The 19,081-nt window shown below is 41.9% G+C and carries 16 protein-coding genes; 9 read left to right on the forward strand and 7 right to left on the reverse strand.

Going from position 1 to position 19,081, the window contains the following annotated elements; genetic code table 11:
• Window positions 1-142 precede the first annotated feature (142 nt).
• From sixA to AC504W_RS24390, 7 genes are all read left to right on the forward strand, one after another.
• A complete protein-coding gene (sixA, locus tag AC504W_RS24360; RefSeq protein WP_494874773.1) occupies window positions 143-637 on the forward strand; it encodes a phosphohistidine phosphatase SixA in 495 nt (164 codons plus the stop codon).
• Between the two features lie 112 nt (window positions 638-749).
• Complete coding sequence (locus AC504W_RS24365; RefSeq protein WP_494874774.1) at window positions 750-1,886, forward strand: citrate synthase; 1,137 nt, start codon at window positions 750-752, stop codon at window positions 1,884-1,886.
• A gap of 441 nt (window positions 1,887-2,327) precedes the next feature.
• The gene (gene nuoH, locus AC504W_RS24370; RefSeq protein ID WP_096580766.1) at window positions 2,328-3,446 is read left to right on the forward strand and encodes an NADH-quinone oxidoreductase subunit NuoH; all 1,119 of its coding nucleotides are present in this window, start codon (window positions 2,328-2,330) and stop codon (window positions 3,444-3,446) included.
• A gap of 95 nt (window positions 3,447-3,541) precedes the next feature.
• Complete coding sequence (gene ndhI, locus AC504W_RS24375; protein ID WP_494874775.1) at window positions 3,542-4,117, forward strand: NAD(P)H-quinone oxidoreductase subunit I; 576 nt, start codon at window positions 3,542-3,544, stop codon at window positions 4,115-4,117.
• A gap of 112 nt (window positions 4,118-4,229) precedes the next feature.
• Window positions 4,230-4,829 (forward strand): NADH-quinone oxidoreductase subunit J, encoded by a 600-nt coding sequence (locus AC504W_RS24380; RefSeq protein ID WP_494874776.1) that lies wholly within the window; start codon window positions 4,230-4,232, stop codon window positions 4,827-4,829.
• 217 nt (window positions 4,830-5,046) lie between these two features.
• Window positions 5,047-5,352, forward strand: a complete 306-nt coding sequence (nuoK, locus tag AC504W_RS24385; RefSeq protein WP_006199065.1) for an NADH-quinone oxidoreductase subunit NuoK — start codon at window positions 5,047-5,049, stop codon at window positions 5,350-5,352.
• A 6-nt stretch (window positions 5,353-5,358) separates the two neighbouring features.
• The gene (locus AC504W_RS24390; RefSeq protein ID WP_096580773.1) at window positions 5,359-6,279 is read left to right on the forward strand and encodes an NAD(+) kinase; all 921 of its coding nucleotides are present in this window, start codon (window positions 5,359-5,361) and stop codon (window positions 6,277-6,279) included.
• Between the two features lie 208 nt (window positions 6,280-6,487).
• On the opposite strand, the gene AC504W_RS24395 is transcribed toward AC504W_RS24390, so the two are convergent.
• The 3 genes from AC504W_RS24395 to AC504W_RS24405 all read right to left on the reverse strand — a co-directional run bounded on the left by AC504W_RS24395 (window position 6,488) and on the right by AC504W_RS24405 (window position 10,648).
• Window positions 6,488-9,694 (reverse strand): two-partner secretion domain-containing protein, encoded by a 3,207-nt coding sequence (locus AC504W_RS24395; protein WP_494874777.1) that lies wholly within the window; start codon window positions 9,692-9,694, stop codon window positions 6,488-6,490.
• Between the two features lie 325 nt (window positions 9,695-10,019).
• The gene (locus AC504W_RS24400) at window positions 10,020-10,361 is read right to left on the reverse strand and encodes a HepT-like ribonuclease domain-containing protein (RefSeq protein ID WP_494874778.1); all 342 of its coding nucleotides are present in this window, start codon (window positions 10,359-10,361) and stop codon (window positions 10,020-10,022) included.
• The gene (locus AC504W_RS24405) at window positions 10,358-10,648 is read right to left on the reverse strand and encodes a nucleotidyltransferase family protein (RefSeq protein WP_494874779.1); all 291 of its coding nucleotides are present in this window, start codon (window positions 10,646-10,648) and stop codon (window positions 10,358-10,360) included. Before AC504W_RS24405 ends, AC504W_RS24400 begins: the two co-directional genes overlap by 4 nt.
• 44 nt (window positions 10,649-10,692) lie before the next feature.
• Here AC504W_RS24405 and AC504W_RS24410 point away from each other — a divergent pair, with 44 nt between their 5' ends.
• Both AC504W_RS24410 and AC504W_RS24415 read left to right on the forward strand, forming a co-directional pair.
• The gene (locus tag AC504W_RS24410) at window positions 10,693-11,481 is read left to right on the forward strand and encodes a nucleoside phosphorylase (RefSeq protein WP_494874780.1); all 789 of its coding nucleotides are present in this window, start codon (window positions 10,693-10,695) and stop codon (window positions 11,479-11,481) included.
• A gap of 239 nt (window positions 11,482-11,720) precedes the next feature.
• Window positions 11,721-12,290 (forward strand): retropepsin-like aspartic protease family protein, encoded by a 570-nt coding sequence (locus tag AC504W_RS24415; protein WP_494874781.1) that lies wholly within the window; start codon window positions 11,721-11,723, stop codon window positions 12,288-12,290.
• Window positions 12,291-12,346: 56 nt separating this feature from the next.
• Here the strand turns inward: AC504W_RS24415 and AC504W_RS24420 are convergent, their stop codons facing one another.
• The 4 genes from AC504W_RS24420 to AC504W_RS24435 form a co-directional block, all read right to left on the reverse strand.
• Complete coding sequence (locus AC504W_RS24420) at window positions 12,347-14,638, reverse strand: PAS domain-containing hybrid sensor histidine kinase/response regulator (RefSeq protein WP_494874782.1); 2,292 nt, start codon at window positions 14,636-14,638, stop codon at window positions 12,347-12,349.
• A gap of 21 nt (window positions 14,639-14,659) precedes the next feature.
• Entirely contained in the window at window positions 14,660-15,118 is a 459-nt protein-coding gene (locus AC504W_RS24425; RefSeq protein ID WP_494874783.1) for a response regulator, read from the reverse strand.
• Window positions 15,119-15,534: 416 nt separating this feature from the next.
• Window positions 15,535-17,481 carry a CHASE3 domain-containing protein gene (locus AC504W_RS24430; RefSeq protein ID WP_494874784.1) on the reverse strand — a complete coding sequence of 649 codons (1,947 nt, stop codon included), beginning with the start codon at window positions 17,479-17,481 and terminating at the stop codon, window positions 15,535-15,537.
• 197 nt (window positions 17,482-17,678) lie between these two features.
• The gene (locus AC504W_RS24435; protein WP_494874785.1) at window positions 17,679-18,788 is read right to left on the reverse strand and encodes a Gfo/Idh/MocA family protein; all 1,110 of its coding nucleotides are present in this window, start codon (window positions 18,786-18,788) and stop codon (window positions 17,679-17,681) included.
• Window positions 18,789-19,081: the final 293 nt, after the last annotated feature.

The raw sequence follows: 19,081 nt of genomic DNA on the forward strand, positions 1-19,081 counted from the left end.
CTAAATATCGTTTTATTGTAATATGGCGCGATCTCCAAGATTTAGCTGACAGTACTGCTTGGGTGCGTAGCATTCGAGAATAATTAGGATATGTTAAATAACATCAGGCGTAAATCCTAACTCAGCACTCAGGGCTATTATTGTGGAACTGTATCTGATTCGACATGGCATCGCGCAAGAAAAGCAAGCTGGTATCAAAGATGAAGAGCGCGAACTTACCAAAGAAGGAAGGCAAAAAACCGAGAAAGTTGCCCAGTGTCTCCTTAACCTGAATTTTAAATTTGATTTGATTGTCACCAGCCCTTTAACCCGCGCCCGTCAAACGGCAGAAATTCTCATCGCTACCGGACTCAGTTCTCAATTAGAAGAATCTCCTCATCTCGCGCCTGGGGGTCATTTTTCCAGTTGGTTAGTTTACTGGTTAGAACCCAAAAATTATGCCCCAAATACCCAACTTGCCTTGGTTGGACATGAACCTGATTTAAGTAATTGGGCAGAAATTCTCCTTTGGGGAGAAGGCAAAGGCTGCTTAGTTCTGAAAAAAGCAGGTATGATCGGAGTAAAACTGCCAGAAACAGGCTCTGTTGTGGGTCGTAGTCAAATGTTCTGGTTGACACCACCCAAGTACTTGCTATAACAGTTTTTCAACTCTTCTCGAAGAATTGTTGTGATAACGACTACTGTTATGGCAAAAATAATTTCTGGTAAGTTAGCGTGATCGAATATTTCACAAAGTAAATGGTGTTGCCATGATGGTGTGTGAATACAAGCCTGGTTTAGAAGGCATTCCCGCAGCCCAATCGAGTATCAGCTACGTAGATGGGCAGAAAGGAATACTAGAATATCGTGGCATCCGGATTGAGGAATTAGCAGCCAAAAGTACCTTTCTAGAAACTGCTTATCTCCTCATCTGGGGTGAATTGCCCAGTCAAGAAGAACTCAAAGCATTTGAGGAAGAAGTTCGCTTCCACAGGCGGATTAAATACCGCATTCGGGACATGATGAAATGCTTCCCGGAAAGTGGTCATCCAATGGATGCTTTGCAAGCCTCGGCGGCAGCTTTAGGCTTATTTTATTCTCTGCGAGATTTACATAACCCCGCCTACATTCGGGATTCAGTTGTGCGCTTGATAGCAACTATCCCCACAATGGTGGCAGCATTCCAGTTGATGCGTAAGGGTAATGACCCCGTAAAGCCGCGTGATGACCTAGATTATTCCGCCAATTTTCTCTACATGCTCAACGAGAAAGAACCGGATGCTTTGGCGGCAAAAATCTTTGACATCTGCTTAATTCTGCACGTTGAGCATACAATGAATGCTTCGACTTTTAGTGCTAGAGTAACAGCCTCTACCTTAACTGACCCTTATGCTGTAGTTGCTAGTGCTGTGGGAACTTTGGGCGGCCCGCTGCACGGTGGAGCCAACGAAGAAGTAATTCAGATGTTGGAAGAAATCGGCTCGGTAGAAAACGTTCGTCCCTATGTTGAAGAGCGCCTGCAAAACAAACAAAAATTGATGGGCTTTGGGCATCGCGTCTACAAAGTTAAAGACCCACGCGCCATCATTTTACAAGACCTTGCAGAGCAACTATTTGACAAGTTTGGCGGGGATAAATACTACGACATTGCCCAAGAAATGGAACGGGTAGTTGAAGAAAAACTTGGTCATAAAGGGATTTATCCCAATGTTGACTTTTACTCTGGTTTGGTGTATAGAAAGATGGGTATTCCCACAGACTTGTTTACACCAATATTTGCGATCGCCCGCGTGGCTGGTTGGTTAGCTCACTGGAAAGAACAACTAGCAGAAAACCGGATTTTCCGTCCCACCCAAGTCTACAACGGTAAACACGAAGCTCCTTATACACCGCTTGAACAACGTTAACTGGCAGCTTAACCGTTAAAATAGCACCTACCTGCAACTAAAAATATCAGCATCAACCCCCAATTCAGGGAATCAGAAATCCTATAAGCAGCAAATAACCGTTGCCAGCATGGAAGCGGCAGTTTTTTGATGCTTGCTTGTGCTGGGGGACTGGGAAAACAAGGTGAAATTCCCTCTTGCCCCCTGCTCCCAGCCCCCTTGCTTATTACTAACCCCATAGCGAATCTCAATCCTACCTATAAGCAGAAGTTCTTGTATAGCTACAGGGACTGAAAACCATGCAACGATATACTAGGCATGGGAATATAGCAACAAATCTTCAATCAGGAGTCATCTCAGAAAGGCTGAAGGCTGAAGGCTAAAGATTGAAGTATAAAATACTTCATACTTCATACTTCACACTTCACACTTCACACTTCAACTGACTTAAAGAGCGGAAACATGAACTCAGGAATTGACCTTCAAGGAACGTTTATTAAATCCGTGATGGATTTAGGACTACCAGCAGGCACGGCCAAAGCACTTTGGATGCCGCTGCCAATGATCCTGATGCTGATTGGGGCAACAGTAGGTGTATTGGTGTGTGTATGGCTGGAACGGAAGATTTCAGCAGCAGCACAACAGCGGATCGGCCCTGAATTTATTGGGGCTTTTGGCTTACTGGCTCCGGTCGCAGATGGTTTAAAGCTGGTGTTTAAGGAAGACATTGTACCAGGTAAAGCTGACCCTTGGTTGTTTACTCTTGGCCCAATCATTGTTGTATTGCCAGTATTTCTGTCTTATTTAATTGTGCCTTTTGGACAGAATCTTGTCATTACAGACGTGAGTATGGGGGTCTTTTTGTGGATTGCCTTGTCCAGCATTCAGCCAATAGGCTTGTTAATGGCTGGCTACGCATCCAATAACAAATACTCTCTCTTAGGAGGGTTACGGGCAGCAGCGCAGTCAATTAGCTATGAAATTCCCCTGGCTTTGAGTGTACTGGCGATCGCTATGATGTCTAACAGCCTCAGCACAATTGACATCGTTAATCAGCAATCTGGTTACGGCATCCTTGGTTGGAATATCTGGCGACAACCAGTCGGCTTTCTCATCTTTTGGATTGCCGCTTTAGCAGAATGCGAACGCTTACCCTTCGACTTACCCGAAGCGGAAGAAGAACTAGTAGCAGGTTATCAAACTGAGTACTCAGGCATGAAATTTGCTCTGTTCTATCTCAGTTCTTACGTTAACTTAGTGCTTTCTGCCTTATTGGTATCAGTTTTATATTTAGGCGGTTGGGATTTTCCTATTCCCCTGAACACCATCGCTAGTTTACTAGGCATTAGTGAAGCTAATCCCGTATTACAAGTAGTCACAGCGGGTTTGGGAATTACAATGACCGTAATCAAAGCCTACTTACTAGTGTTTATCGCCATCCTGTTGCGCTGGACAGTACCACGGGTACGCATTGACCAACTCTTAGATTTGGGATGGAAGTTTTTGTTACCAGTGGGTTTGGTTAATCTCTTATTAACCGCCGCCCTGAAATTAGCTTTTCCCGTCGCCTTTGGTGGATAGTCCAATTTTAGATTTACGATTTTAGATTTTCGATTGAGTCTAAAATCTAAAATCCAAAATCCAAAATCCAAAATTGAAAGAGAGAGTGAAACACAATGCTAAAGTTCCTGAAGCAAGTTGTTGATTACGGCAAAGAAGCAATACAAGCCGGTCGTTACATCGGTGAAGGGCTATCTGTCACCTTCGATCACATGCGCCGGCGACCAATTACCGTACAGTACCCTTACGAAAAACTGATTCCTGGAGAACGGTTTCGCGGTAGGATTCACTATGAATTTGATAAATGTATCGCCTGCGAAGTGTGTGTGCGTGTATGTCCCATTAACTTACCTGTAGTTGATTGGGAATTTGACAAAGGTAGCAAAAAGAAAAAGCTCAAACACTACAGTATCGACTTTGGGGTTTGTATCTTCTGTGGTAACTGCGTGGAATACTGCCCCACCAACTGTCTATCCATGACAGAAGAATACGAACTTTCCACCTACGATCGCCATGACTTGAATTATGACAGCGTGGCTCTAGGTCGTCTACCTTACAAAGTCACTAATGATCCAATGGTGACACCGCTACGCGAACTAGTTTATCTACCTAAAGGCGTACTTGAACCCCACGATTTACCAGCAGATGCACCTCGTGCTGGCGCACGTCCTGAAGACCTTGTAGAAAAATGAGATTAGTCAATAGTCAAAAGTCCAGAGTCAATTGTCTGTATTACTTTGACCCTTGACCATTGACCATTGACCATTGCCATTGACCATTGACCATTGACCGAGGACAAAAAAAGTGAATCTAGCGGAAGGTGTACAGATTGTTTCGTTTGGCATATTAGCTGTAATGATGATTGGGGCAGCACTGAGCGTAGTGTTGTCTTCCAGCATTGTTTATTCTGCTTTTATGCTGGGAGGCGTATTTATCAGCATAGCGGGAATGTATTTGCTACTGAATGCTGACTTTGTAGCCGCAGCTCAAGTGCTGATTTATGTTGGCGCGGTTAACGTGTTGATTTTGTTTGCCATTATGTTGGTCAACAAGCGCCAAGATTTTGCACCATTTCCTAGTGCTGGAGTGCGAAAAGTACTCACAGGTTTAGTCAGCATTGGGCTGTTTGGACTTTTGAGCGCAATGGTTTTGGCAACACCTTGGGCATACTCAACTACTCCTGTGGCTGGCGAAAGTTCAATAATTTTGATTGGTGAGCATTTCTTCACCGACTTTCTATTACCTTTTGAACTAGCTTCTATTTTGTTGCTGATGGCAATGGTAGGAGCAATTATTTTGGCACGTCGTGAGTATCTGCCCGATCAAGTTTCACCTACAACTGTTCTAACTTTGCCAGAACGTCCCAGAGAATTGGTGTCAGCAGGTCGAGAAACCCAAGACTAGAAAGTAAAAAGTAAAAAGTGAAAAGTAAAAAGATATGGGTGAGACTGCGATAAACTCGTGCGAATAAACCATTTTCTTTTTCTTGATTTTGCTTTTTTACTCTTGCGAGTTCGCCAGTTGCTTGCCGGGGAAGCCGTCCACCGCACTGCCTCACTTTTTACTTTTGCCTTTTACCTTTTGCTTTGTTCAGCATATTAGAGAAGGAATACTAAGATTCATGCAACTTCAGTACTTTTTATTACTGGCAGCCGCTTTGTTTTGTATCGGCATTTATGGTTTAATTACCAGTCGTAATGCTGTACGAGTGCTGATGTCAATTGAGTTACTACTAAATGCTGTTAATTTGAATTTAATGGCATTTTCCAACTTTCTTGACTCAACATTAATTAAAGGCCAAGTGTTTACCGTATTTGTCATTACTGTGGCTGCTGCTGAAGCGGCGGTAGGTTTGGCGATCGTTTTGGCCATTTATCGCAACCGCGATACCGTCGATATGGAGCAGTTTAATCTCCTGAAGTGGTAATTTTGCGTGCAACTCAAGCAGGTAATCATTGCTTATAAGGCGCGAGATTCTCAAAGTAAACGCTGGGCAGAAATTTGTGCCAAGCAACTAGAAAATCGCGATTGCCATGTACTGATGGGGCCTAGCGGGCCAAAAGATAACCCTTACCCGGTATTTTTGGCATCTTCTGGTCAACCAATTGATATGGCTTTGGTACTCGGTGGTGATGGTACTGTTTTAACCAGTGCCAGACATTTAGCCCCAGCTGGTATCCCTATTCTTGGTGTGAATGTGGGCGGTCATCTGGGCTTTTTAACCGAGTCTGTAGATGAATTTCAAGATACGGAAAAGGTTTGGGATCGGCTGTTTGAGGATCGCTATGCTATCCAACGGCGGATGATGCTACAAGCAGCAGTGTATGAAGGTCATCGCACAAATTTAGAACCAGTAACCGAACGTTACCTTTCATTAAATGAATTTTGTGTTAAACCCGCTTCTGCCGATCGCATGATCACCTCTATTCTAGAAATGGAAATTGATGGTGAAGTAGTCGATCAATATGTGGGAGATGGGTTGATTATTTCTACTCCTACAGGTTCCACTGGTTACACAGTTTCGGCAAGTGGCCCCATCATGCACGATGGTATGGAAGCCGTCACCATTACTCCCATTTGTCCCATGAGCCTTTCTAGCCGTCCTTTGGTTTTACCGCCTGGGGTTGTGGTGAGTATTTGGCCTTTGGGCGATTACGATTTGAGTACCAAACTGTGGATGGATGGTGTATTATCTACTTCAATTTGGCCGGGACATCGCGTTGATGTGCGGATGGCTGACTGTCGAGCTAAGTTTATTGTTTTACGCGAAAACAATTCCTATTATCAAACACTGCGCGAGAAGTTACTCTGGGCAGGTACAAGGGTTCGCTACAGTAACAATCATCGTAATTGATTGACACTCCCAAATAGTCTGGGTGTAACTCTCAGAGTTTGATCACAGGTAATTGCATTGAGTTAGTAATTTTTGTAACTTTTAGCCCCTGAATAAATTCGGGGGTTTTTTGTGTTGATTGGTTGTGAAGTCTGCGGAGGCAGACTTTGTTCATATAGCCGCGACTTTTAGTCGTTGGGTGGAGAAACGAAACCCAACATCATCAAGACTAAGGTTTAACACAAGCAACATGATTATAACCAACGTTGTAAACATCTGCTTTAGCAACTTGACTAACCAGCGTCACTTCTCCTTTTTTATTGAACACCCAACCAGTAGCAGGGACAATAGAAATAGCATTAGAAGACTTTTGTGGTGTAGTCACACGACTTGTTGAACCATTTTGTGGTTTTGCTGCCACAATTAAGCGTGTATCAGACCACACTGCATCACCATTTAGAACGTCGTCAGGACTTGCAGGTAAACCACCACGGCCAGTCACAGTAAATTGAGAGCCTGTTTTATCACCAAAAGCAGTACAGCCAGAATCAACCAAACTAGCTGTGTTGACTATATCTCCTGGTAAGTTAGTTAAACCCTGAGTTGGGTCAACATTGGGAGTATTGATAATAATTTCGCCATTGATTCCCGTTGTAGCACTGGCAGTAATATCACTGCTATTAATGCTTTCATTCAAGCGAGGTTCAATACCAAAAATACCTTGAGTATTAATCTGGACTTGCCCACCTGTGCCTGAAAAAGCATTGGCTGTAATATTGCTGTTCTCTTGTGGCAAAGCAATGACAAAACCTGCATTAATGTTTATATTGCCTCCATTACCGCCAGCTTGTGCTGTACCAGCAGTCGTAGAAATTTGACTACCACGACGTAGTAATAGTGCGTCTCCCGCGTTCACGGAAATATTACCACCATTCACAGATCTAGATTCAGCAATGAATCTGCCACCATTATCTAACAGTACAAAAGGCGAGTTAACTTCAATATCCCCTGCACTGCCTAAACCATCAGACCGGACAAACAAACCACTAGCAGCATCAACATTGGCAACATTGCTACCAAATCGTGCAACTCGGTCATTAAAGGTTGTATCACTACCACCAATAATGGCTCTTTCTGTAGCATTGACTGTGATTGTACCTGCGCTTCCCCTACCAGATGTAGTACTCAGCAGTTGACCTCCATTGAGAACTTCAACAGTATTTGCATTCACTGTAATATTGCCAGCATTATCATTATTTGCTGTTTGTGCATTTACCACAGCACTATCTGAGAGGCGGAATAAATTAGTATTGACAGTGATATCACCACCTTTGCCTGTGCTGAATGTTGAGGTAAATAACCCACTAGAAAATCCAGTTACAGAAATAGTTCCAGAAATATTAACAGCCTCAGAAGCGGTAATGTGAATGTTGCTTGCATTTCCTTGCCCACGAGTTGAAGCAGCAATTTGAGCGCCATTGGTTAGTGTAAGTAAATTTGTAGTGATATGGACACTGCCGCCATTTCCTACTGCGCCTTGTTCTACTGTGCTGAATACATTTCCATTATCAAATGAGACATTATTAGCAGCAATGATTACATTGCCTGCATTTCCTTGCCCACGGGTTAAGGTAAGCAGCTGACTGCCATTGTTGAGCGTGAGTAAATCAGTAGAGATGCGGATGCTACCGCCGTTTCCTACTGCGCCTTGTTCTACTGTGCTGGCAACAACACTAGGAAAGTTGCTATTACGTCTTGTATCACCTAAAACGACTTCACGAGCATCAATAATCACACTACCTGCATTTCCTTGCCCAAACGTTGAAGCTTGGAGTTGAGCGTTATTTTTGAGAGTAAGTAAGTCTGTATTGATGCGGATACTACCGCCATCTTGTAACGCACCCTGCCCCACAGTACTGAAAGCAAAACCTCTATCGAATAAGACTTCACGAGCATTAATAATTAAATTGCCTGCCTTCCCCTGTCCAAAAGTTGATGCACTGATATAAGCACCGTTGGTAATGGTAAGTGAGTTTGTGTTGATATGGATATTGCCACTGTTACCTACGGCTCCCGGCTCTACTGTGCTAAGAGCGGCGGTGGCAAAGTTGCTACTACTCTTACCATCAAACAATACTTTTTGAGCATTTATAATCAAACTACCTGCATTTCCCTGCCCACGGGTTGAAGCAGCAATCTGAGCGCCATTGGTTAGCGTAAATAAATTTGTGTTAATGCGTATATTGCCACTGTTACCTACGGCTCCTGGTTCGACAATACTAAAGACATCTCCATCGTTAAATGAGACATTGTTAGCAGCAATAATTACACTGCCTGCATTTCCTTGACCACGGCTTAATGCAAGTAATCTAGCACCATTGGAGAGACTAAGTACATTTGTAGTGATGTTAATGTTACCTGCATTACCTGTCGCATAAGGAGCTAAAGTATTTTGAATGCGACTTGATTGATGTATTGTAATTGCATCTGTAGCATTAATAGTTATATCTCCTGCTTGGCTGTTAAAATTTCCTAATCCTAAAGCAATTCCAGCAAATACTACACTACTGGATAGAAAATCTATATTCCGAGCATTGATAGCAATACTACCTCCATTTTCAGCAGTAACATCTAAAATACTTCTATTGATAAGTGACACATCTGCCCTTGCTAAATTCTCAGGAAAATTCAAACTCAAAATATTGCCGTTAGTAGTTAAGCCTACTGTTCCTGGGTCTGCCACTGCTCCGAGTTCAATTCTGCCACCTTCTGTAAAATTGACAAATAAGAAGCTATTGTCCAGGCTGACATCACCTCCCAATAAGAGTAAGCTTTGACCTTCAAATACTCCTAGTGAACTACCAGACACCCTGATAGGTTGTGGTGGTCTGTGGTTAAATGAAAATCCACTGGGGTCGCCGACAATGGTTAACAAACTAGTTGTCCCACCAGGATTTGTCGCGCTGAATTGACTGCCATTAGACCACACTAAAGCATCGGCTGTGGTGACAATAAATGAGCCTCTAGTGCTACTACCTATATCTAAACGGGCGTTGGGGCCAAACACAATTCCACTGGGATTGATTAAATATAAATTGACATTCCCACTTTGGGTAAAAATGAGACCATTAATGTTAGAAGGAGAGCCACCTGTAACACGCGAAAAGATGTTTCTAATGTTGGCATTGCTTTGAAAAGTCGCGCTCTCTCTTTCAATTAAGCTGAACTGACCAAAGCTGTGGAATAAATTGCTACCTACTGTTTGCCCAACTGACTGCGGAATTGTATATGTTGGGCCATTTAGGGTTTGTACAGGGCTGAGAGTACCATCTATGGTGATGTTTTGCGCTAGAACATTGTTTGCAGAGGTGGTAATTATGGCGCTACTCAAAGCTAAAATCAACTTGAGTTTTGATAAGTAATAACTTTGAGTCATCTTGATAGTTTTCTCTTCCATACCCTGAATAAATTCTTAATTGTCGAGAGGTTCAGATACCCGACTTCTTTGAGAAGTCGGGTATCTTTTTGTTCAGTAAACAGTTAATTGCTAGATTTTTTACGTGTTTTCCACATCAAATTGGCAATTAATGACAAATTTTTGATGTTTTAACAGTAATATTCAGGATAAAATGAGAAATGTATTTTACACAATATAGTTAACTAAAATTTTTAAGTGCGCTCAACTCACGCGATCGCATAAAAGAAGCATCACGTTAGCCAGTATCATGGTCAAAAAGAGATTTTCTGTTTCTCGCCCGTAATTACAACTCTCTTAATTCCTGTAAAATCGCCTCAACAGTTATTTTAAGTTGGGGTAAATTTTGTTCAATCACTCCCCACACGCGGTTTAAGTTGACTTTTAAATAATCATGAATCAATACATCTCTAAAACCAGCTACTTGCTGCCAAGGTACATCAGGATAAGCTGCTCTGATTTCGGGAGATAACCGCTTGGTTGCTTCCCCAATTATTTCAAAATTTCTAATTACCGCATCTTGAATGATCGTGGTTTGCAAAAATGTCTCTTTCCCATCCTGGGTATAAGATTCTATGCGCTGGATACATTCAAAGATATTGCTCAAGTAAAGCTTGTCATCTCTCATAAAACCACAGCTTCTCGCAACACTTTATCTTTAATCAATTCATGTAGAGTTTCAGTTTCAGTTACATCTACTTTACGCCCTAGTAATTCTTCAAGAGATTGCATCAAAGCAATTTGGTCTAATAAGGTTCGTTGGGGTTCTAGTTCTACTAAAAAATCTACATCACTATCTGCTTTGGCCTCCCCCCTAGCAACTGAACCAAACACCCGCACATTATATGCTCCATACTTAGCGGCAATTTGCAGAATTTCCTCTCGGTAAGCTTTCAGAATTTCATCAATGCCCATCGCCTAAGTCCAAATGATTGTAATAACTTACTTTTGAAATTAGTATGACAAATAAACGCTTTTATCACATTGGTTTTGGGCAAAACGATTTAGGTGCATCGCCTCCTACGATTGCTTTATTATCAGGCGATCGCGATCGCGCTCATTTCATTGCCCAAAATTATTTACAAGATGTGCGTTTGTTGTCGCAAAATCGCGGACTTGATAGTTATCTCGGATACTTACCCAATAATCACCCCATCTTATCTGCAACTAGTGGGATGGGTGCGCCTTCTGTAAGTATTGTGGTGAATGAATTGGTACAAGTTGGTATCCGGCAAATTATTCGTATCGGGACTTGTGGCTCAATTCAACCGCACATACCTGTCGGTAGTATTGTAATTAGTAGTGCCGCTTTGTGTCGTCAAGGTGCAGCTAATGACATTGCACCTATAGAATATCCGGCGGCGGCTGATCCGTTTTTGACTGTAGCTTTAGTCCAGGCTGCACAAGAATTGAAATTTGAGCATTATTTAGGTATTACCGCTTCTGTAGATACTTTTTATGAAGGACAGGAACGCACTGATTCGGCAAATCCAGATTTAATGCGATCGCTCCGTGGTATCACGGAAGAATATCGGCGGTTGAATATTTTGAACTATGAAATGGAATGCGGCACACTGTTCAAAATGGCAGGAGTGTATAAATTTGCGGCGGCGGCTGTTTGCGGTGTGGTGGCGCAACGTACTGTGGATGAGAAGGTAGTTTTAGAACAGAAAGAAGTTGCTGTGAAAAATGCGATCGCTACTGCCATCCATGCCTTAATGAATTATTTTCACTCGCTTTCAATCTAGCCTCAGTAGTTTCATCGACTCTTTACTTAATCTTTAAATTAGCATTTCCTTAATCTAGATAATATAGATTTATGAGGTGCAAATTTCGTGTTTTCCAGATGAATAAATCCTGAAAAACAACTTGTTTGGCGAAAAAAATTCATAAATTAAGTGGAATCAAGGAAACAATTAAATTAATATTAATTTTTTCATAAAAAATTTATTTTTCGTATTTATAAAAAATCGGAGAACGGCATTAAATGAACTGTGCGTGGCAGCGGGGAATTACTCATATTAACTTAGCGTTGATTGCAGTAATGCCAGCGCTGATATTTTTAGCATTCGCACACCGAGTAATAGCTGAAGATACGAGCGCGTGTTTTATGGTGACTTCTTCCGGGATGACTGTAGAGTTAACAAAGCTTTGCAAGGAGACAAATAGAGCTAAGACAACTTCTGAAGGCAGAGTTTTTCGCGTACCGATTAAACGCCACTTTGGGAGAACTCCAGTAATTGATGTCACCTTTAATAACCAAAAAACCTTTGAGATGGTTGTCGATACAGGTGCGAATGGAACTTTGATTACTCAAGCAATGGCGAATTCATTGCAAATCAAACCTACAGGTACGCTGAATGCTCAAACGGCCGATGGTAACCAAGTACAATTTCCTACAGGCAAAATAAAGTCTATGGCTGCGGGTGGCATTGTCGCCAATAATGTAGAAGTAGCGATCGCATCTAAAGCGGGTATTGGCTTACTTGGTCACGATTTCTTCGGCAATTATGACATTAAAATTTTACAAACAGCCGTAGAATTTCATACACGCTAAACATTAGGTAAGGAGGCGTACTTCGACTACGCTCAGTAAGCTTGTTGAATTAGAGATTATTTAACAAGTTGAGTAATCAGCTTCACTAACTCAGTTGGTTCAATCGGCTTGGATGAGTGCAGTTGAAAACCAGCTAATAGAGCTTGTTGCTTGTTTAATTCTCCTGCATAAGCTGTGAGAGCGATCGCCGGAATTTGCCCGCCTTTTTCTGGTGGCAGACTTCTAATTTGCCGTATGAGCATATAACCATCAACATCAGGCATTCCAATATCAAAGACGAGGACATCTGGTTGTAATTGGGTAAAAGCTGAGAGTGCTTCCGCCGCCGATGGGACAGCGATGACTTCTGCACCACATTCTTTGAGCATAAAAGCCACCACTTCCCGCGAATCTACTTCATCATCTACAACTAAGATGCGAATACCTGTTAACTCTTGGTAAATATCAGACTGTTCAGTACTTTGAGATAGTTGAGTCTGACTTTTAATTAACGGTATCCTCACAGTAAAAATAGCTCCTTGCCCTTCGCCTGGACTGGCTGCCCAAACTGCACCACCATGTAACTCTACCAGATGTTTGACAATTGCCAGCCCCAATCCCAAACCACCAAATCGTCTGGTAGTTTGACTATCGGCTTGGCGGAAATATTCAAATACAAAGGGTAAAAATTCTGGGCTAATTCCTTGTCCTGTATCGATAACTTGAATTTGCGCTTGTCTGCCAACTTCCTCTAGGCGGACTTCTACACGACCACCAGAAGAGGTAAACTTCACGGCATTAGACAGCAAATTCCACACTACTTGTTGCAAACGCACAGGATCTCCCAAAACCGCACCAACATCTGGTGATAAGGTAGTTTGAATTTCAATTGCTTTAGCTTGGGCTGCTAACTGTACAGTTTCCAACGCCGCCGAAATGACCGATTGCAAATTTACAGAGGCAATATTGAGGCTGAGTTTACCCCGGAGAATTTGGGATATATCTAATAAGTCTTCTATCAGTTGTGCTTGTAACTTAGCATTGCGCTCAATAGTTGCCAAAGCTTCCGATATTTTGGCTTCGCTTAATTTGTGGGTGGTGAGTAACTTAGACCAACCTAAAATCGGATTCAGTGGCGATCGCAACTCATGAGATAAAATAGCGAGAAATTCATCTTTGATGCGGTTCGCCGCTTCGGCTGTTTGGCGTGCTGTCTGTTCTCGTTGCAAAAGTTGTTCTCGCTCTTGTTCTGCTTGCTTACGTTCTGTTAAGTCAACGACAAAGGTAAAACCATCAGTTTGAGAACCTTCTCGAAAAGCACAACCGATGAGAATAGGAACACGATAACCTGCTTTGTGAATGTAATACTTTTCTACAGGAGTTGAAATCCCACACTGTTTCAATTCTTCAATAATCCGTAAATCTTGCTCGTTGTATTCAGACTCGGAGATATCTGTCCAACGCAAACCTCTTGTTTTCATGTCTGCGCGTGTGTAACCTACTAGCTGTAAATAAGCATCATTAGCGGCTGTAATATTGCCGTCACTATCCCAAAAACAAATCCCAATGACATTTGATTCAAATATCCATCTGAATCTGGCTTCACTTTCCTGGAGTGCTTTTTCGGCATATTTGCGCTCAGTAATGTCTTCAATAATACCATCAATAATTGTTGTATCGCCGTTATTCGTAAAAGTTTGACTAATCCGTACCCAAATTTCCCTACCATCAAGGCGATGCAAGAGTAATTCACGCTCCCGCATTCCTGCATCTGTTCGTAGTTGTTGCCAAAGTCGCGCATCATCTTCTGATGCAAAATAAGACTCCCAGGTTTGATTTAGGGGAATTTCTGTTAAAGAATCTAGACCCAACAGTTGTAAAAATGCAGTGTTAGCATCTAAGACAATACCATCGGCAGTAATGCGATAAACTCCCACTTTCAGTTGATTAAGTAAAGTTTGAAACCGCGTTTCTAACCCTGTGATTTGATTTTGTGTTGCGGCTTGCTTGAGTGCCAAACGCACCGCCACAGGTAAACGCATATAATGACTTGGAGACTTGATGACATAATCATCTAAACCAGATTTCATCGCCTCCACAGCAATTTCTTGTGAGCCACTGTTAGTAAACATCACCACAGGGATTTCGGGATAGCGACTTTTAATATTGCGAAGTACTTCTATACCGTTACTCCAGCGCAATTCGTAGTCAGTAATTACTAAGTCAAAGTCTCCCACTGACAATGCTTGCTCAAGCTCTTGCGGACGAGCAATTTGCTGGATTTTCAAGTTAACAAACTCTCGCTCTAAGGCATGAATTGCCAGCAAGCGATCGTGGGGATTATCATCAATTAGGAGAATGCGTAACATCGAACTTAATAATTAATTTATTTAAGAAGTACCAAGTTCTGGTTTTTGGTTAAAAACCATCCAATGTTGGTTAATAATCCTGACAATTTCAACTAAATCATCAAAAGCCACAGGTTTAACCATGTAAGCATTTGCACCTAAATCATACAGATGATTCACATCTGTATATTCTTGAGAAGCAGTCAAAACGACAACTGGCAAACGTTTGAGACCTGGTTGTTGCCTTAACCACATCAAAACCTCAGCGCCAGAACGACGCGGCAGTTTTAAATCAAGCATAATTAAGGCAGGTAATGGATAAAGACTGCGATCGCAATAAGCTGCTTCTCCCGCAAGGTAAAATACAGCTGCATCGCCATTGTTGACTACTTGTAGTGGGTTAGTAATGCCAGCTTTGCGAAATGCTCTTTGCATCAGCAAAATATCATGGGGATTGTCTTCTACTAATAAGATTGTTTCCCCTACAAATAAAGTATTCATGGGGATGTTGTAGCTTTTGACAAATTAACCCTAAAGTCATTTATCTGTATTAATTTAAACTTTACTGTTAGTTGATTTCTCATATAACTCCTCCTTAACTTCATCAACTGCTGTGTGTGTTGATAGAACATCCAAAAACTACCTATTATCATCCTGAGCAATTTTTGAGTTTTTGTCTTCTACCGCAGGGGTTATCGAAGTTACATCAAAAAAATCCTCTACTGAGATAGTCATTAACTATCTTTGGTGTGTTGGCGGTCAAACAATTTTGGATTTTAGATTGACTCTACAGGTAGATCTGGGAGCTTGTCATACCATTTCACGAAAAAATGATACAGATTTATGGGTTTTTCATTCTTTCCCCCTGCTCCCTGCTCCCTGCTCCTCTGCTCCCCTGCGGTCTATTTGTATCAAACTTAAAGTGAAACGGTATTATCAGCTTTCGGTAGAGCAATCCAGAAGCGGCTACCTGTACCCAGTTGGGATTGAACTCCACACAAGCCACTCATGCGTTCTAAGGCTTTCCGCACGATCGCCAATCCAATACCTGTACCGGGATAGATTTCTACACCGTGGAGTCGTTCAAACACTCGAAAAATTCGCTCTTGATGTTCTGGTGCAATCCCAATGCCATGATCAACAACAGACAATTTGATCCAAGTAGTATTTTCCTGAATATATTCCTCAAAGCAGATATGCACGATAGGTAAATCATCAGGTTTGACAAACTTGATGGCGTTGTTCAATAAATTGGTTAGGACTTGCACAAGGGTAGAGCGATGTGCCATGACCTGTGGTAAAGAATGGTCAATGATAATTTGAGCTTGGTGTTCCTTGATTTGCGCGTCTAATTGTTTCAGCGCTTCTCTAACCACAGTATTTAAGTCGACAGGTTGAATGGGAATTTGGATACGACCTAAACGACTGTAACTGAGCAAGTCAGTAATTAAGGTATCCATTTGTAGCGCTCCCTCAGCAATATAGTTGAGATAGCTTTGACCCAAAGAATCTAGTTGATTGCTGTAATCTTCTAGCAAAGCTTGAGCAAAACCTTGCATAGTCCGTAGAGGAGCGCGTAAATCGTGAGAAACGGAGTAGTTAAAAGCTTCTAAATCCTGATTAACTTCTTGGAGTTGGGCAGTACGTTGTGATACTCGCTGCTCTAATTCTGTGGCATAATTTTGGAGTTGTTGGCGGAGTTGAGATTGTTGAATGGCGATCGCTAACTGTGCGGAAACTTCACTGGCAATTTCGACAATTTCACTACTAAAGGTTGTTGCGTCAGCTTTAGCTAAAATGATTTCACCAATCACACTATCTTCCACCTGCATGGGGATAATTAAGCAACTATTTAACCCAGTAGCCAGTAATTGTTTGACAATTGGTGGATGCTGGTTCTGTACTGAAAAAATGTGGGTAGTCTGAAGAACTTCTACAGGCGTAAAATCGGTAATTGGCCATATACTACCTTCAACTAGTTCTAATTCGCCATCACCATTAGCTGCCAGCACCTCGGCTGTATTGTCCTCAAAATTAAACAAAATAGAAAATGCTTGTTGGCAATTTATCAGTTGACGCAACCTTGACAAACCATCCCTAATAATGGTCACATCGGGTTGAGCCGATAAAATGGCGCGGTCAATTTGATGCAAATCAGCCAAGCGTTGAGCCGAAAGTTGAGCATTTTTAGTTTGCTCAATCGCAGTTTTCAAGGCCTGTTCATAAGTTTGCGATACCTTGAAAATTTGTTGTCGGATGTAATAAGCAAGAATTAGCCCAATTAACAATGCCAAAATAATGCTAGTTGCACTGACTTGTTGCGCTGTATGACGAGCAGTCCGGCTGCGTTTGTTACGTAATTGTTCTTCTGTTGCAATAAAAGCCGCGATTTGCTGGCGCATTGCATCCATCTGCTGCTGACGCACCTCAAAAGCTATTAAAGGTTCAACATTTCCTTGCTGACGACGTTTTACTGCTTGCGAGATGAGACGATTCCATTCTTGATACTGCGCCTCTAGTCGCTGCACACGTTGAACTTGGAGAGGATTATCTACAACTAAATGTTTTAATTCCAGAAAAGCAGCGCCAGTGATAGGCCTGGCTTCTTGATAAGGTTCGAGAAATTCTGGCTTTCCTGTGAGGATATAACCGCGAGAGCCTGTCTGCTCATCTAATAGTAGTTTATGGGTGCGGTAAGCCTGAGCAATGACCTGATCTGTATGATCTACCCATTGCAGCGCTGAGAGTAGGCGGTTGACTTGCCACAAGGAAACCCCAGAAAATGACAATAACAGAACGCTGGGGAGAGCGATCGCACTTGTTAGCCGACGACGGAAAATAGACTTAGCAATTTGCAGCAGCATAACACTATGCTAATAGCTTTGTCTGAAAATTAGCATAGTGTGGGCGTAGGTGCGATCTACCTAAAAGTGTTAAGCTAATCGTCATTTAAGTTGCACCATGTTCATGGTAATAAAAGCTGCAAACCCTCTCCCCTGCTCCCTGCCCCCCTGCGGCCTCAATGTGCAAATTAAATGCTTAACAGCTTACTTCCCTAGTCTTAATTTTCCAAATAAGTATCCAAACTAGGAACATCAACCCAACTGCTTGTTTGATGAGATTGATGAGATAAATCCATCAACAATTGCGAATAAACACCTTCTCGTAAGGATGGAACTATGGACTGCTGTTGGTCAATTCCTTGCAACCATTGGTCTACTACCCTGATGAATGCAGAAATGCGGCCATCAGTGAAGTTTTGGGTAAACATTAACTGCTGTGGGATTTCAATTTCTGCTAAAGGTTGTCCTACTTGAGAACCCCAAACGCGAAAACCGTGGATGTAGTCTTTTTGATTTTCGCTGCCTAATACTAAAGTACCGCGATCGCCATACACTTCAACCCAATGGGTTCTCGGTGCATGAACCACCGCACTAATATTCAGTTGACAAGGTGTTCCATCAGCTAATTCCAGGGATAGCAAACAGTTGTCATCAGTCTCCACTGGCTTGAGTTGACCACTGCTAGGGTCAATCCGATTGGGGATAGCTGTACTTAAATAAGCGCTTAATCGGCGGACTGACCCAAATAACCAATAAATATAATCAAAGGCGTGGGAACCCAACGAACCTAATGCACCACCGCCTTTTTCTTGAGAAGAATACCAATTCCAAGGGCGGGAAGTATCAGCGCGAGAAGAAGCAAACCAATCAATTTTAATTAAGCGTTTGTTGCCGACATAACCTGATGCTAATAATTCTGCAAAGAATTGCCATCCTGGGACAAAGCGAAATTCAAAATCAACAACCGCCGTTACCTTATTTTCTGTTGCTAAATTATATAACTCTTTGGCTTCGCCTGCATTTAAAGTTGTCGGTTTTTCTAATAATAAATGTTTGCCTGCTTGTAGTACAGCTTTTGCCATTTCATAGTGTAGAAATGGTGGTGTTGATATACTAACTGCTTGTACTTTTGGGAGTTTGACAATATCTGCAACACTATTACAAGCATGAGGAATATTATGAGCATTGGCAATGGCTTGAGCTTGATGAATATCCCGATGATAAACAGCAACTACCTCAGTTCTGGGGTGGGCAGTAAACCCAGGAATATGCACTTTTTGACCAAATCCAGTACCGACTACAGCCACACCAACTACATTCTGATTCATGGTTAATTTTGCCCAGAGAAATTAAATTTAACAATAGATCTATTATCTACTAAATTTCCATCTGGCTATAGTCCTGACTGCTGGAATTTGGCTGAAATTAATTCCATAACTGAGAGCTATTAGTAAAATAATAATTATGTAAATAACTATATATAGAGTCAGAGATGTTTGAAAATTCAATAATTCTTTGCCTTAAGTGTCTACCCAAGAATATCGGCTTTTTTACCTTTTTCAAATAAACAAAGGTAATAAAATATTTATCAGGGGAATATAAATAGGGATATATTAGCTTT

This window comes from Nostoc sp. C96 (assembly GCF_059384975.1).